General features: G+C 41.2%; 15 protein-coding genes. 8 read left to right on the top strand and 7 right to left on the bottom strand.

Annotated features, from left to right (window positions below; translation table 11 throughout):
* Positions 1-47: 47 nt before the first annotated feature.
* The 6 genes from HMPREF9188_RS07610 to HMPREF9188_RS07585 all read left to right on the top strand — a co-directional run bounded on the left by HMPREF9188_RS07610 (position 48) and on the right by HMPREF9188_RS07585 (position 8,012).
* Entirely contained in the window at positions 48-521 is a 474-nt protein-coding gene (locus tag HMPREF9188_RS07610; protein WP_009730469.1) for a GNAT family N-acetyltransferase, read from the top strand.
* Between the two features lie 137 nt (positions 522-658).
* The gene (gene prmA / locus HMPREF9188_RS07605; RefSeq protein ID WP_009730468.1) at positions 659-1,609 is read left to right on the top strand and encodes a 50S ribosomal protein L11 methyltransferase; all 951 of its coding nucleotides are present in this window, start codon (positions 659-661) and stop codon (positions 1,607-1,609) included.
* A gap of 1 nt (position 1,610) precedes the next feature.
* Positions 1,611-2,354, top strand: coding sequence for a 16S rRNA (uracil(1498)-N(3))-methyltransferase (locus HMPREF9188_RS07600; protein ID WP_009730467.1), 744 nt, complete (start codon positions 1,611-1,613; stop codon positions 2,352-2,354).
* A gap of 10 nt (positions 2,355-2,364) precedes the next feature.
* Complete coding sequence (pepF, locus tag HMPREF9188_RS07595) at positions 2,365-4,161, top strand: oligoendopeptidase F (protein WP_009730466.1); 1,797 nt, start codon at positions 2,365-2,367, stop codon at positions 4,159-4,161.
* A 289-nt stretch (positions 4,162-4,450) separates the two neighbouring features.
* A complete protein-coding gene (locus HMPREF9188_RS10670) occupies positions 4,451-7,084 on the top strand; it encodes a hypothetical protein (protein ID WP_009730465.1) in 2,634 nt (877 codons plus the stop codon).
* A gap of 259 nt (positions 7,085-7,343) precedes the next feature.
* Positions 7,344-8,012, top strand: a complete 669-nt coding sequence (locus HMPREF9188_RS07585) for an MIP/aquaporin family protein (RefSeq protein WP_009730464.1) — start codon at positions 7,344-7,346, stop codon at positions 8,010-8,012.
* Between the two features lie 217 nt (positions 8,013-8,229).
* Here HMPREF9188_RS07585 and queF read toward each other — a convergent pair whose 3' ends face one another.
* The 7 genes from queF to HMPREF9188_RS07545 form a co-directional block, all read right to left on the bottom strand.
* A complete protein-coding gene (queF, locus tag HMPREF9188_RS07575; protein WP_009730463.1) occupies positions 8,230-8,721 on the bottom strand; it encodes a preQ(1) synthase in 492 nt (163 codons plus the stop codon).
* 18 nt (positions 8,722-8,739) lie between these two features.
* Entirely contained in the window at positions 8,740-9,456 is a 717-nt protein-coding gene (gene queE, locus HMPREF9188_RS07570) for a 7-carboxy-7-deazaguanine synthase QueE (RefSeq protein WP_000196474.1), read from the bottom strand.
* Positions 9,449-9,892: a 6-carboxytetrahydropterin synthase QueD gene (queD, locus tag HMPREF9188_RS07565; protein WP_000464577.1), complete on the bottom strand. Its 444-nt coding sequence runs from the start codon at positions 9,890-9,892 to the stop codon at positions 9,449-9,451. Before queD ends, queE begins: the two co-directional genes overlap by 8 nt.
* Complete coding sequence (gene queC, locus HMPREF9188_RS07560; protein ID WP_009730462.1) at positions 9,892-10,545, bottom strand: 7-cyano-7-deazaguanine synthase QueC; 654 nt, start codon at positions 10,543-10,545, stop codon at positions 9,892-9,894. Before queC ends, queD begins: the two co-directional genes overlap by 1 nt.
* Positions 10,546-10,748: 203 nt before the next feature.
* The gene (trxA, locus tag HMPREF9188_RS07555; protein ID WP_001029581.1) at positions 10,749-11,063 is read right to left on the bottom strand and encodes a thioredoxin; all 315 of its coding nucleotides are present in this window, start codon (positions 11,061-11,063) and stop codon (positions 10,749-10,751) included.
* A gap of 15 nt (positions 11,064-11,078) precedes the next feature.
* Complete coding sequence (locus HMPREF9188_RS07550; RefSeq protein ID WP_009730461.1) at positions 11,079-11,300, bottom strand: DUF4649 family protein; 222 nt, start codon at positions 11,298-11,300, stop codon at positions 11,079-11,081.
* Positions 11,301-11,397: 97 nt separating this feature from the next.
* On the bottom strand, positions 11,398-11,778 hold the full coding sequence (locus tag HMPREF9188_RS07545; RefSeq protein ID WP_009730460.1) for a MarR family winged helix-turn-helix transcriptional regulator: 381 nt from the start codon (positions 11,776-11,778) through the stop codon (positions 11,398-11,400).
* Between the two features lie 196 nt (positions 11,779-11,974).
* Here HMPREF9188_RS07545 and HMPREF9188_RS07540 point away from each other — a divergent pair, with 196 nt between their 5' ends.
* Positions 11,975-12,349 (top strand): CidA/LrgA family protein, encoded by a 375-nt coding sequence (locus HMPREF9188_RS07540; RefSeq protein WP_000781325.1) that lies wholly within the window; start codon positions 11,975-11,977, stop codon positions 12,347-12,349.
* The gene (locus tag HMPREF9188_RS07535) at positions 12,346-13,041 is read left to right on the top strand and encodes an LrgB family protein (protein ID WP_009730459.1); all 696 of its coding nucleotides are present in this window, start codon (positions 12,346-12,348) and stop codon (positions 13,039-13,041) included. The genes HMPREF9188_RS07540 and HMPREF9188_RS07535 overlap by 4 nt, the downstream gene beginning before the upstream one ends.
* Positions 13,042-13,064: the final 23 nt, after the last annotated feature.

Genomic DNA, 13,064 nt, shown 5'->3' with positions numbered 1-13,064 from the left:
GAAGAGCATAGGAAGCGAGTTGAGAGAGTGGATTTGGAGGTATTAGTATGATTCAGATTATCCGAGCAGGAGCAGAGGATTTAGAAACCGTAATTGCAATTCAAAGAGCTAGCTTTAAGGCTGTCTATGAAAAATATCAAGATGAGTATGATCCTTATCTGGAGGACCGCGAACGAATCAAATGGAAACTAGTCGAGCGTCTTAATAGTTATTACTACTTTGTAAAAGAAAAGGACGAAATTATCGGTTTTTTACGAATTCAGACCAATGAAGAGTTGACGGAGGCTTGGTTGGGAACGGCAGCGATTTTGCCCCAGTACCAAGGAAAAGGGTATGAATCTGAGGGACTGAGCTTGCTGGAAAAAGAATTTCCAACCATCACACAGTGGGATTTGTGTACGGTATTACAGGATGCGGGCATGGTCGCTTTTTATGAGAAAAATGGCTACCGCAAAACCCATATCGAACCTGAAAAAGAAGGTATGGATATGGTCTACATGAAAAAATTGATTGACAAATAGAAAGGATGGTTCGGTTACATTTCTAAACTGAACCCGCCCTAAACACTGTGCCAAAAAGATAAACTTCTCTTAGACCCAAGCGTCTTCAGAGAATTTCCTATTTTGGCTTTGTGTTTTACGGGCTTGGTATCTTAATTATGGAAACATGGCAAGAGCTAAAAGTTACAGTGAAGCGTGAGGGAGAGGAATTGGTTTCCAATCTCTTGATTGAGTTAGGTGCTCAAGGTGTTGCGATCGAAGATAGTATGGACTATGTGGGGAATGTCGACCGTTTTGGTGAGATTTTCCCAGAGGTTGAGCAACAAGAAGAAATCGTAGTGACAGCCTACTATCCTGATACGGTTGATGTGGCAGTGGTTGAAGAAAACTTGCAGGCTCATTTAGCAGAATTGACCGATTTTATGGATCTAGGAGAGGTCAAGATGGGCACGACTGACTTGGCTGAGGAAGACTGGGCAGACAACTGGAAGAAATACTATGAGCCAGCTCGTATCACTCATGATTTGACCATCGTGCCGTCTTGGACAGACTATGAGGCGACTGCTGGAGAAAAGATTATCAAGCTGGATCCAGGCATGGCCTTTGGGACTGGGACGCATCCAACCACTAAGATGAGCCTCTTTGCTTTGGAGCAGGTTCTTCGTGGTGGTGAAACGGTGCTGGATGTGGGTACTGGTTCAGGTGTCCTTTCTATTGCTAGCTCGCTTCTTGGTTCCAAGGAAATCTTCGCCTATGACCTAGATGATGTGGCAGTTCGTGTGGCTCAGGAAAATATTGAGCTCAACCCTGGCATGGAAAATATCCATGTAGCGGCAGGTGATTTGCTCAAGGGTGTGGAGATTGAGGCAGATGTGATTGTGGCTAATATCTTAGCGGATATTCTCATTCATCTGACGGATGATGCTTATCGCTTGGTCAAGGATGAAGGCTACCTGATCATGAGTGGCATTATCAAGGACAAGTGGGATATGGTGCGTGAGTCAGCTGAGTCGGCAGGCTTCTTCCTTGAAACCCATATGATTCAAGGGGAATGGAATGCCTGTGTCTTTAAGAAGACCAAGGATATCTCTGGTGTGATTGGAGGCTAGCATGCAACAGTATTTTGTCAAGGGCAGTGCAATCTCTCCTGTCACCATTGAGGACAAGGAAACCAGCAAGCATATGTTTCAGGTTATGCGCTTGAAAGAAGATGATGAGGTGACCTTGGTCTTTGATGATGGCATTAAGCGCTTGGCGCGCGTGGTAGATGTGGAAAATCGTCAGTTTGAGTTGGTTGAAGAATTAGTTGACAATGTGGAACTGCCAATCCAAGTGGCCATCGCATCTGGATTTCCCAAGGGAGACAAGCTAGAGTTCATCACTCAAAAAGTAACCGAACTAGGCGCTAGCCAAATCTGGGCCTTCCCTGCCGACTGGTCGGTTGCTAAGTGGGACGGCAAGAAACTAGGCAAAAAGGTTGAAAAACTGGAAAAAATCGCCCTTGGAGCAGCAGAACAAAGCAAGCGTAATATCGTCCCAAGTATTAAGCTTTTCGAGAAAAAAGCAGATTTTCTAGCCCAGCTGGACCAGTTTGACTCTATCGTAGTGGCCTACGAAGAGTCGGCTAAAGAAGGAGAATCAGCTGCTCTTTTACAAGCAGTTAGTGACCTTGAAAAAGGAGCCAAATTGCTCTTTATATTTGGTCCAGAAGGTGGTCTATCACCTGCAGAAATCGAAAATTTTAAAGCCAAAGGAGCTGTTTTGGCAGGTCTTGGACCTCGTATATTAAGAGCAGAAACAGCACCGCTTTACGCCTTATCAGCCCTTAGTGTTTTAGTAGAATTAGAAAAATAAGAGGAAAAATATGGAACAAAAACACCGTTCAGAATTCCCAGAGAAGGAACTTTGGGATTTAACCGCCCTATACCAAGATCGTGAGGATTTCTTGCGAGCAATCGAAAAGACTCGCGAAGACATCAACCAATTTAGCCGTGACTACAAGGGCAATCTTCACACTTTTGAGGATTTTGAAAAGGCCTTTGCAGAATTGGAACAAATCTATATCCAGATGAGTCATATCGGAAATTATTCCTTTATGCCTCAGACGACAGACTATAGCAATGAGGATTTTGCTAATATCGCCCAAGCTGGGATGGAATTTGAAACAGACGCCAGTGTAGCCTTGACTTTCTTTGACGACGCTTTGGTAGCAGCAGACGAGGAAGTCTTGGACCGTTTGGGTGAATTGCCACATTTGACAGCTGCCATTCGTCAGGCCAAAATCAAAAAAGCCCACTATCTAGGTGCTGATGTGGAGAAGGCCTTGACCAATCTCGGCGAAGTTTTCTACAGTCCACAGGATATTTACACCAAGATGCGAGCTGGGGACTTTGAAATGGCTGACTTTGAAGCCCATGGCAAGACCTACAAAAACAGCTTTGTGACTTATGAGAATTTCTACCAAAACCATGAGGACGTTGAGGTTCGTGAGAAATCCTTCCGTTCCTTCTCAGGGGGACTTCGTAAGCACCAAAATACGGCTGCTGCAGCCTATCTAGCTCAGGTTAAGTCTGAAAAACTATTGGCAGATATGAAGGGTTACGACTCAGTCTTTGACTATCTTCTGGCTGAGCAGGAAGTGGACCGTGCTATGTTTGATCGTCAGATTGACCTCATCATGAAGGACTTTGCGCCAGTTGCCCAGAGATACCTCAAGCATGTTGCCAAGGTGAATGGTCTTGAAAAGATGACTTTTGCAGACTGGAAATTAGACTTGGACAGCGCCCTCAATCCTGAAGTGACTATTGATGACGCCTATGATTTGGTCATGAAGTCAGTAGAACCTTTGGGACAAGAATATTGTCAGGAAGTTGCTCGCTATCAAGAAGAGCGCTGGGTGGACTTCGCTGCCAATAATGGCAAGGATTCTGGTGGTTATGCGGCGGATCCATATCGCGTGCACCCTTATGTCCTTATGAGTTGGACAGGCCGTTTGAGCGATGTCTATACTTTGATTCATGAGATCGGGCATTCTGGTCAATTTATCTTTTCTGACAATCATCAGAGTTACTTTAATGCCCACATGTCTACTTATTATGTCGAAGCACCGTCAACCTTCAATGAATTGCTTTTAAGTGATTATTTGGAACATCAGTCTGACGACCCTCGTCAAAAACGCTTTGCTCTTGCCCACCGTTTGACAGACACCTACTTCCATAACTTTATTACCCACCTCTTGGAAGCAGCCTTCCAACGTAAGGTTTATACATTGATTGAAGAAGGGGAGACCTTTGGGGCAAGCAAGCTCAACAGCATTATGAAGGAAGTTTTGACGGACTTCTGGGGAGATGCCATTGAAATTGACGATGATGCAGCCTTGACTTGGATGCGCCAAGCTCACTACTACATGGGCTTGTATAGCTATACCTACTCAGCGGGACTAGTTATTTCGACTGCTGGCTATCTCCATCTGAAACATTCAGAAACTGGAGCTGAAGACTGGCTCAATCTCCTCAAATCAGGTGGCAGCAAGACACCACTTGAGTCAGCCATGATTATCGGTGCTGATATTTCAACAGACAAACCACTCCGTGATACCATCCAATTCTTGTCTGACACAGTTGACCAGATTATTGCTTATAGTGCTGAGTTGGGAGAGTAAAATCATAAAAGTGCAACAATAGAATTATATTGTTGAGATTTTAGAATGATATTTATTTTTGGTGGTGATTAAAAAAATTAAAGCAGGAATAGTATTGGTATTCTCTGTACTTTTATTTATACTATATAATAAGATCGCCCTAAAAATAGCTGAAGTCTGTACTCCTAAATACTCTCCTGAGAAGGAGTTATGTAGAGAGTACAGATGAAGAGTTACTCGTTTTATTTTGAAATATAAGTAAATATGTTAAAATTAATAATGTAAACGTTTTTAAAGAAAGGTTAATTTTATGAAAAAGGAACAAGTGCTGATTGGTTTGGGAGTTGCAACTGCAATAGTAACTGCTTTTAATGGTCATGTCCAAGCAGATGAGGTTACAAATAAACAATCGAATAAAACTACTGTCAGTCAATCAGAGACCAAAAAGGATGTTGAAGTTTCAGAATCAGATGTAAAAAATGCAGAAGTAAAACTGAATCAAACAATTGAGGAAGAAAAGAATGCTCACAAGATTGTTGATAAAACGCAACAAGAGTATGCATCTGCTGTAACAAATAAGAACAAAGCAGATGACGCTTTGAAACAAGCTCAAGAATTTGCTAAGCAAGCTACACCTGAGAAAATTAAAAATGCAGAAAAGGATCTTGCCGCAAAACAAGTAACTGTCAAGAAAGCCGAAGAAAATTTGGCTGGAGTAAAACAAGGTGAGAAACAAGCTCAGATAAGTGTCGAGAACCAACAAACAGTTGTTAATAAGGCAAAAACTCAGGTTGATCAAAGAGCAGCAGACGTAAAAAAGGCACAAGACAAAGTAAGGGTAGCAGAGAAAGCTTTTGATTGGAATACACTACGCGAGCTTCAACAAGCAACTGAGAAATTAGATGCGAAGGTGAAAGCTGACCAAGCTAAAGTGAGTTCTTTAACTAGTGGGTTCTCAAAAGTACAACAAGAAAGAAAAGCACTTGTAGAAAGAGGAAATAAGAACCGTTCTACTCTTGAAAAGAATTTAAAATCAGCTGGGAATGAGTTTTTAACAGTTACGGTCCCTCACGAGATTCAATCAAATTCTGTTAGCGAGAGTGATTCCAAGACTCCGCCACTTGAGGAAAAAACTTTCGTAGGAAGTGATGGGAAGACATATTATGTTGCTGCAAACGAAGATGTGAATTTTAGCGGAGAAAGAACAGAAACTATCGTTGTCTCATCTAAAGATTATGTCAATGTTCCTCATGTGGTTGATTATAAAAAGGTTTCTGAAGAAGTTCGTAAATATTTAATTGAATTGCGTAGAATCAATGGTATTGACATTCCAGTGCCAGCTGTGACTGACAAGGCTTTGAGATATGGAAAAGCAAGAGCAAATGAAATGGTGGCAAATAATAAATTGTCACATGATACAAAATTGAAAAATCAAGATTTTGGTTTTAAGGATGCGACTGAAAATGCAACAGCTGGTTCGGTTCCAGAAAAGAGCCTGTTAAGTGAAAAAGAACTTGCTTATAAAGAGGTCCTATCTTACTTTAATGATTATAGTAATGCCTCGTTATATGGCTCATCAACTCCGAAAGAAGCAAATATATTTAACTATGGACATAGAATTCCATTGCTTGCAGCATCTGGGACTGGTATGGCTGTTGGAGCATCTTCTGGCGAGAAAACAAGCTATGGAAATTATGGAGTGTTAACATTTATTAGCGAAGAGAAAGATGTTTATGGAATACTCCCTTCTGGATCGAAAGAGTATAGCAGTTATTTTTTAGCAACTGCAGAAAATAAAGATTCTAATCCAGACCATAGCGAATTCTATTTTAATGGCAAACGTGTAAAATTCTTACCAAAAACAACCTTCCGTTATGTCTGGAATGAAATCACACATCCTAAAAATCCAGCCTATACAAAAGCTAAAGAGGCTCTAGACAATTTCAATAGAAAACAAAGAAACAAAGAGACTCTAATGAGTGAGAAGCTTTCATCTCTGAACAATAATCTTACTATTGCTAAAACCACTTTGAATACAGAACAAAAAAATCTAGATAAAACAAAAAAACATCTTGTAGATTTAACAAAACAAAATGAATTCAAGTTAAACGTTTTAAAATTAGCTCAAACTGAGTTGACTAAACAACAAACTATGTTAAACGTTGCTAAATCTGAACTTTCGAAGCAAGACTCTGAATTGAAACGATTGAAAGTAATCAAAAATAATAGATTTTATTCTAGTAAGAACGCGGAACAGTCATTAATTAATGCTAAAAATGATTTACTGAAGGCGCAACAACATGTCATTGCCCTTAAAAATGCTCCAAGAAAACTTGAGGAAGCTAAAAAAAGTTTGATTATCGCAAAACAAAAGGTCGAGAAATCTAAAAAAGCACTTGAAAATGCAAATGCTAAATTAAGAAATGCAAAAGCTAGAAGGGAAAATGCTAAGAAAGAATATTTAAAAGTATCTGAAGCATATAAACAGTATTTATTGGTAAAACAAAAAACTGCTTTGAAAGGTAGTTGGCTTCAATCCTCTGGTCGTTGGTGGTACAGACATAACAATGGCTCTTATACAACTAATGGTTGGGAACTAATTGATAGTACATGGTATTATTTTGATAGTTCAGGATGGATGCAAACAGGTTGGGTCAAATCAAGTGGCGCTTGGTACTACCTTAATAATTCAGGTGCAATGCAAACAGGCTGGGTGAAAACAGGTGGTTCATGGTACTATCTTAATAATTCAGGTGCAATGCAAACTGGCTGGGCAAAAGTAGATAATTCATGGTATTATCTCAATGATTCAGGTGCTATGAAAACAGGATGGTTCACTGTTTCAGGAAAGTGGTATTATGCTTATAGTTCAGGAACTTTAGCAGTCAATACAACTACACCAGATGGTTATAAGGTGAATTATAATGGGGAGTGGATTAGATAGAGAAAAAATTAAAAATTCTACAATTTTATTTAGTATATATTATTTAAGGTATTTGTAAAAGAAAATATAGAATAACAATTATACTAGATTTTTAAAACAAGAGTAATAGTCAATACTTTTTAAAAATGTATAAGTCGAATAGTTCACATTTTAAGAAAAATTGAAATTAATCTTTCAATCATATTTTCCAGTCAATTTTCTTGAAACCCTTTCCTTCTTTTGATAGACTAATACATAGTTTAAAAAAAGGAGACTTATCATGAAAAAATTTATTGCTGAATTAATCGGTACATTTATGCTTGTGTTCATCGGAACAGGAGCTGTTGTTTTTGGGAATGGTGTTGAAGGTCTTGGGCACCTTGGGATTGCTCTTGCTTTTGGTTTGGCCATCGTAGTTGCAGCTTTCTCAATCGGAACTGTTTCAGGTGCTCACTTGAACCCAGCCGTTTCGATCGCTATGTTTGTAAACAAACGTTTGTCATCTTCAGAGCTTGTAAACTACATCCTTGGACAAGTAGTTGGAGCTTTCCTTGCGTCAGCTGCAGTATTCTTCCTCTTGTCTAACTCAGGCATGTCAACTGCTAGTCTTGGTGAAAATGCCTTGGCAAACGGTGTCACTGTCTTTGGTGGATTCTTGTTTGAAGTCATCGCAACCTTCTTGTTTGTTCTAGTTATCATGACTGTCACTTCAGAAAGCAAAGGCAATGGTGCAATCGCTGGTTTGGTGATTGGTTTGTCATTGACAGCTTTGATCCTTGTGGGCTTGAACATCACTGGCCTTTCAGTAAACCCAGCTCGTAGCTTGGCACCAGCTGTCTTTGTAGGTGGCTCAGCCCTTCAACAAGTATGGATTTTCATCCTTGCCCCAATCGTTGGTGGCGTTCTTGCAGCTCTTGTTGCGAAAAACTTTCTTGGAACAGAAGAATAATTGAAATTCAAAAAGCCTTGCTCCTCATCTTGAGGAACAGGGCTTTTTCGTATGATACTCTTCGAAAATCTCTTCAAACCACATCAGCGTCCATCTACGACCTCAATGCAGTGCTTTGAGCTGACTTCGTCAGTCTTATCTACGACCTCAATGCAGTGCTTTGAGCAACCTGCGGCTAGCTTCCTAGTCTGCTCTTTGATTTTCATTTAGTATGAGTTTAGCGGTTGTCAATTTTCTCTGGATAAAGGTCGTGTTGGAAGAGGCGTTGTTCTGCCAAGCCTTCATACTTAGTTCCTGGCTTACCGTAGTTGTAGTAAGGGTCGATTGAGATGCCACCGCGCGGAGTGAATTTTCCCCAGACTTCTAAATAGCGAGGATCTAGCAAGCTGACCAAATCTTTCCCGATAGTGTTGATACAGTTTTCGTGAAAATCCCCATGATTTCGATAGCTAAAGAGGTAGAGTTTGAGGGATTTTGATTCGACACAGAGCTTGTCAGGAATGTAGGAAATATAAATGGTCGCAAAGTCTGGCTGAGCAGTGATAGGACAAAGCGAGGTAAATTCAGGACAGTTGAATTTGATAAAATAGTCATTTTCCACATGACGATTGTCAAAAGATTCGAGGACATCTGGTTGATAGTCAAAGATGTAGTTGGTTTCTTTGTTGCCCAGTAGGCTGAGGTTTTTCATTTCTTCTTGTTGTGACATGATTTTTTCTTTCTAATCTTAAACACCACGTTGGTTGTCGTAGAGGAGGGTATGGAGTTGAGGAAGGACGCGGACATTGCCCCAGCTATCATCAGCAGCGACACGTTCCCAGAGTTCTTTGAGGCGGTCTAGTTGGTCTTGAACGATATTGCCTGTAGCCTTGGGCTCAGGGTTTCCTGCTGATAAGAAGAGAACATCTGGTTGGTAGCGTTCTTGAATGTCTTTGGCAAAGGCCAAATCGGCATCATCAAAGACAGGGATTTTAAAGGTGACTTTATCTGGATCCAGTTGGGAAACGATAAAGTCCAAGGTCTCAAAGTTGACTTCCATCTTGGATGAAGGAGGTTTTGGACTCAGAGTAACCTGGTCGATGTCTTTCAACCAATTTTGCCAGCGAGAGCCTTGAGTTTCAACAGCCAGAGTGACACCACGTTCCTTGAGTTTAGTGACCAATTCGGCCATGTTGGCTGCTAGGATAGCAGGATTTCCCCCAGATAGAGTTACATAGTCGTAGCTTCCTAGCTTGTCTAATTCAGCAATGACTTCGTCAGCCGTCATGCGAGTTGGTTTTTCAGAACCATCCCAAGTAAAGGCAGAGTCGCACCAGTCGCAGTGGTAGTCGCAACCTGCAGTGCGGACAAACATAGTTTTCTGCCCGATAGCACGGCCTTCACCTTGAAAGGTTGGGCCGAAAATTTCCAGAACTGGTAGTTTGAGGACACGTTCCCTAGTCATCTAACCACTCCCGTCTAAACTCCGCAAAGGCAGTCGGAGTCTCATAGAGGCGGACGTATTCCAAACGGAGACTGCGCTCGTCTGGCAACTCTTGACTCATGGTTTGAAAAATCCAGTAAACCATATTTTCAGCAGTCGTGTTCATATAAGGCAGGGTTTCATTGAGATAGCGATGATCCAAGTGGGGCTCTAAGTAGTTCTTGTAGATAGCTTTGATATCTCCGAAATCGTAGGTCATGCCACGTTCATCTAAAAATCCACTGACAGCAATCTGCAGATGATAAGTGTGGCCGTGCAGGGATTTGCATTTTCCTTCATAGTGAAAGAGGTGGTGGGCAGCGTCGAAGGTAAATTCTTTTGATACCAAGGTTCTGTGAGGATTGTAGACAAGAGATTCCCCAGTTTCTTGTTTGATTTCTTTAGGTGCAAAAAACATTAGCCCTCTCCTTTCTGTGAGAGATAAACATCTAGGCCATGCTGACGTAGGTGGCAAGCTGGGCAATCTCCACAGCCACTTCCGATAATCCCATTGTAGCAGGTCAAGGTCTTTTCACGAACGTAGTCAAAGGCACCGAGTTGGTCGGCTAACTTCCAAGTTTCAGCCTTGTCTAGCCACATGAGAGGTGTTTGGATAACAAAGTCGTAATCCATGGCAAGGTTGAGCGTAACATTAAGGGATTTGACAAAGACATCCCGGCAGTCAGGGTAGCCTGAAAAATCTGTCTCGCAGACACCTGTCACGATGTCTTTAATACCAAGTTGTTTGGCAAGAACTGCCGCAAAGGAAAGAAAGAGGTGGTTGCGACCGTCAACAAAGGTATTGGGAACCTCTCCCTCTTTTTGCTCAATCTCCAAATCAGAGGTTAAGGCATTTTCAGTGATTTGTCCCAGTAGAGACATATCTAAGATGTGATGACGAATGCCTTGTTCCTTAGCGATTTCTTTAGCAACTTGAATTTCGAGATGATGACGTTGGCCATAGGCAAAGGTGACAGCTTCGACTGTTTCATAGTGTTCTTTAGCCCAAAAAAGGCAGGTTGTGGAATCTTGACCGCCGCTAAAGACGACCAAGGCTGAATGACGTTTCATAGTACTCCTTCTAAAATGGGAAATGTTCAGAGCACGCAAAAAGCTCCCTTTAGGGGAGCTAAAAAATACCAAGTAGAGGTTTTTTTTAGCGATGGCATGTCCCAAACATCGTAATATTCTACCTACAGTCTAGCATATTTTTTGAAAAATGGCAAAGGGCAAGAAAAAAAGAGACCAAATAAAGTACTTGGTCTCTCGTGTGATTAGCTCAATTCAGCAACGATGGCCTTGATTTGTTCTGCAGTGTGAACACCTGCAACCTGTTTCACAACTTGGCCGTCTTTTTTGAAGAGAAGGGTTGGGATAGACATGATACCAAATGCACGAGCTGTGTTTGGATTTTCATCTACGTCCATTTTAACGATTTTCAAGACATCTTCTGAAAGTTCTTCAGACAATTTATCCAAGATTGGACCTTGCATACGACATGGACCACACCAAGTTGCCCAGAAGTCTACCAAGACCAAACCGTCTTTTGTTTCTTGTTCAAATGTTGCATCTGTAATTGCTTTTGCCATTGTATTTCTCCTTTTTTAGTTATATTGGCTTAAATCTTGTTTCATGAGATAGAAGAAGACATCTCCATAAGTCCCATGGTAGTCCAAATCATGACCATTATAGGTCAATTTTTGAACGGGGTAATAGTCTGCGACACCGATAAGGCAGGCTTGTTGAGAACGTTCAAAGTCTTCATAAGACTCGAAAGTCATGGTTCTCTCTTGCTTGCTGGCGTCTAGGTAGGTAATTTCGATCATATAAAACTCCTTTGTTTGATCTTGACTTTATTTTACTCCTTGGAAAGAGGAATGTCAAGAAAAATGATTGCGCACGCAACTTCTTTAAAAAATCTGATTAAGAAATGAAGTCAAGGCTCGTTTTCAGTCTTTCTTCGACGGCCTTTTGCAGGTAAGCTAGGGTTGTTTGTCCCTCGTCAGTCAGGCAGATAAAACTAGCCCGTCTATCCTGGTCGCAACATCTGCGACTAAGCAAGCCACAGTTTTTCTCTTCTAGTCGGGCCACCATTCGAGAAACAGCGCTGGGACTGAGATGGAGTTTATCGGGTAAATCAATCTGGCGTAGAGATTTTTCTTGGGCCAAATCCAGATAGTAGAGCAAGTAAAACTCTTTCAAGGTCAACCTTTGTTCACTCTGCTGTGCAATAGTTTCTTCTAACATGGCTTCCATTTCCTTTTGACGGCGGTTGTAGTCAAACCACTTTTCCAAATAGGTCATTGCTTTCTCCTTTCTTTTCAAAGTAAAAATCACAAAGTCATTACTGATTATCTTTGTAATACAAGATGATTGCGCATGCATTTATTATACTACTTTTAACTAATCCTTGCAAGAAAGAAGAATTTCAATATTTCCTTGAAATTTTCTGAAAAAAGAGTAAACTGGTATGCAAGAAGTTTATTTCATGGAGTTTAGGATGAAATTATATGTTCAATTAATGATTCTCTTTGTGATTTCTCTAATCGGTGAGGGAATCTCCAGTTTCTTTCATCTGCCCATCCCAGGCAGTATTATCGGTTTGATTATTCTCTTTCTAGCCCTGCAGTTCAAGTGGCTAAGGACCAGGCACGTCAACATGGTCGGAAATTTCTTACTGGCCAATATGACCATTCTCTTTTTGCCGCCAGCAGTGGGTATCATGGAAAAGTTTGATGTCATTGCTCCCTATCTCTTGCCCATCGTTTTGATTGTCTTTTTTGCGGCTGTCATCAATATTATTCTCATAGCCCTAGTGGTTCAGTTTATCAAGAGACGGTTTGAGGGAGATTATGAGAAAGGAGATGCCAAATGAGCGAATTTGTATCCAATCCTCTGTTTGGGATTGCATTATCTATCTTAGCTTATCTATTGGGGATGTTGATTTACAGACGTTTTCCCCATCCTTTGACAACACCTTTGCTTTTGTCGGCAATTTTTATTATCATCCTTCTTAAGGCGACGGGTATTTCTTACCAAGATTACTACCAAGGTGGCGTTTATCTGAACAACTTGATTGTCCCATCGACCGTGGCTCTAGGGATTCCGCTCTACAAGAGTTTTCACTTGATGAAGCACCATGCTCGGAGTATCCTCTTTGGTAGTCTGTTAGCAGTAGTTGTCAATACTAGTTTCACTGCCATAGTAGCGAAAATATTTGGTATGGACTTTTTCCTAGCCATTTCTCTCTTTCCCAAGTCAGTGACAACCGCTATGGCAGTGGGGATTACAGAAAAATTGCAAGGATTAACAACTGTAACCTTGGTCGTCGTAGTGGCAACTGGGATTTTAACCAGTGTGATCGGGCCAACCCTTTTGAAGTGGTTGAAAATTGACGATCCAGTGGCAGTTGGTCTTTCCCTTGGTGGAACAGGTCATGCAGTCGGAACAGGAACAGCCTTTCGATACGGCTCGGTAGCAGGAGCCATGGGTGGCTTGGCCATCGGTGTCACCGGTATTCTCTATGTTTTTGTTAGCCCTATTGTAGCCAGTTTGATATTGAGTTAAAGCAAAACCCAGCTCTTGTAAGC

The organism is Streptococcus sp. F0441, from assembly GCF_000314775.2.
Lineage (GTDB): Bacteria > Bacillota > Bacilli > Lactobacillales > Streptococcaceae > Streptococcus.
The sequence above is the reverse complement of the archived record's forward strand: the minus strand, read 5'-3'. Positions and strand labels throughout refer to the sequence as shown.

Excerpts from the sequence above, each read along its gene's own strand:
- trxA (WP_001029581.1), bottom strand. The coding sequence starts at position 11,063 with ATGGCAAAAGCAATTACAGATGCAACATTTGAACAAGAAACAAAAGAC.
- HMPREF9188_RS07585 (WP_009730464.1), top strand. The coding sequence starts at position 7,344 with ATGAAAAAATTTATTGCTGAATTAATCGGTACATTTATGCTTGTGTTC.
- queE (WP_000196474.1), bottom strand. The coding sequence starts at position 9,456 with ATGACTAGGGAACGTGTCCTCAAACTACCAGTTCTGGAAATTTTCGGC.
- HMPREF9188_RS07600 (WP_009730467.1), top strand. The coding sequence starts at position 1,611 with ATGCAACAGTATTTTGTCAAGGGCAGTGCAATCTCTCCTGTCACCATT.
- HMPREF9188_RS10670 (WP_009730465.1), top strand. The coding sequence starts at position 4,451 with ATGAAAAAGGAACAAGTGCTGATTGGTTTGGGAGTTGCAACTGCAATA.
- prmA (WP_009730468.1), top strand. The coding sequence starts at position 659 with ATGGAAACATGGCAAGAGCTAAAAGTTACAGTGAAGCGTGAGGGAGAG.
- queF (WP_009730463.1), bottom strand. The coding sequence starts at position 8,721 with ATGTCACAACAAGAAGAAATGAAAAACCTCAGCCTACTGGGCAACAAA.
- pepF (WP_009730466.1), top strand. The coding sequence starts at position 2,365 with ATGGAACAAAAACACCGTTCAGAATTCCCAGAGAAGGAACTTTGGGAT.
- queD (WP_000464577.1), bottom strand. The coding sequence starts at position 9,892 with ATGTTTTTTGCACCTAAAGAAATCAAACAAGAAACTGGGGAATCTCTT.
- HMPREF9188_RS07535 (WP_009730459.1), top strand. The coding sequence starts at position 12,346 with ATGAGCGAATTTGTATCCAATCCTCTGTTTGGGATTGCATTATCTATC.
- HMPREF9188_RS07550 (WP_009730461.1), bottom strand. The coding sequence starts at position 11,300 with ATGATCGAAATTACCTACCTAGACGCCAGCAAGCAAGAGAGAACCATG.
- HMPREF9188_RS07545 (WP_009730460.1), bottom strand. The coding sequence starts at position 11,778 with ATGACCTATTTGGAAAAGTGGTTTGACTACAACCGCCGTCAAAAGGAA.
- HMPREF9188_RS07610 (WP_009730469.1), top strand. The coding sequence starts at position 48 with ATGATTCAGATTATCCGAGCAGGAGCAGAGGATTTAGAAACCGTAATT.
- queC (WP_009730462.1), bottom strand. The coding sequence starts at position 10,545 with ATGAAACGTCATTCAGCCTTGGTCGTCTTTAGCGGCGGTCAAGATTCC.
- HMPREF9188_RS07540 (WP_000781325.1), top strand. The coding sequence starts at position 11,975 with ATGAAATTATATGTTCAATTAATGATTCTCTTTGTGATTTCTCTAATC.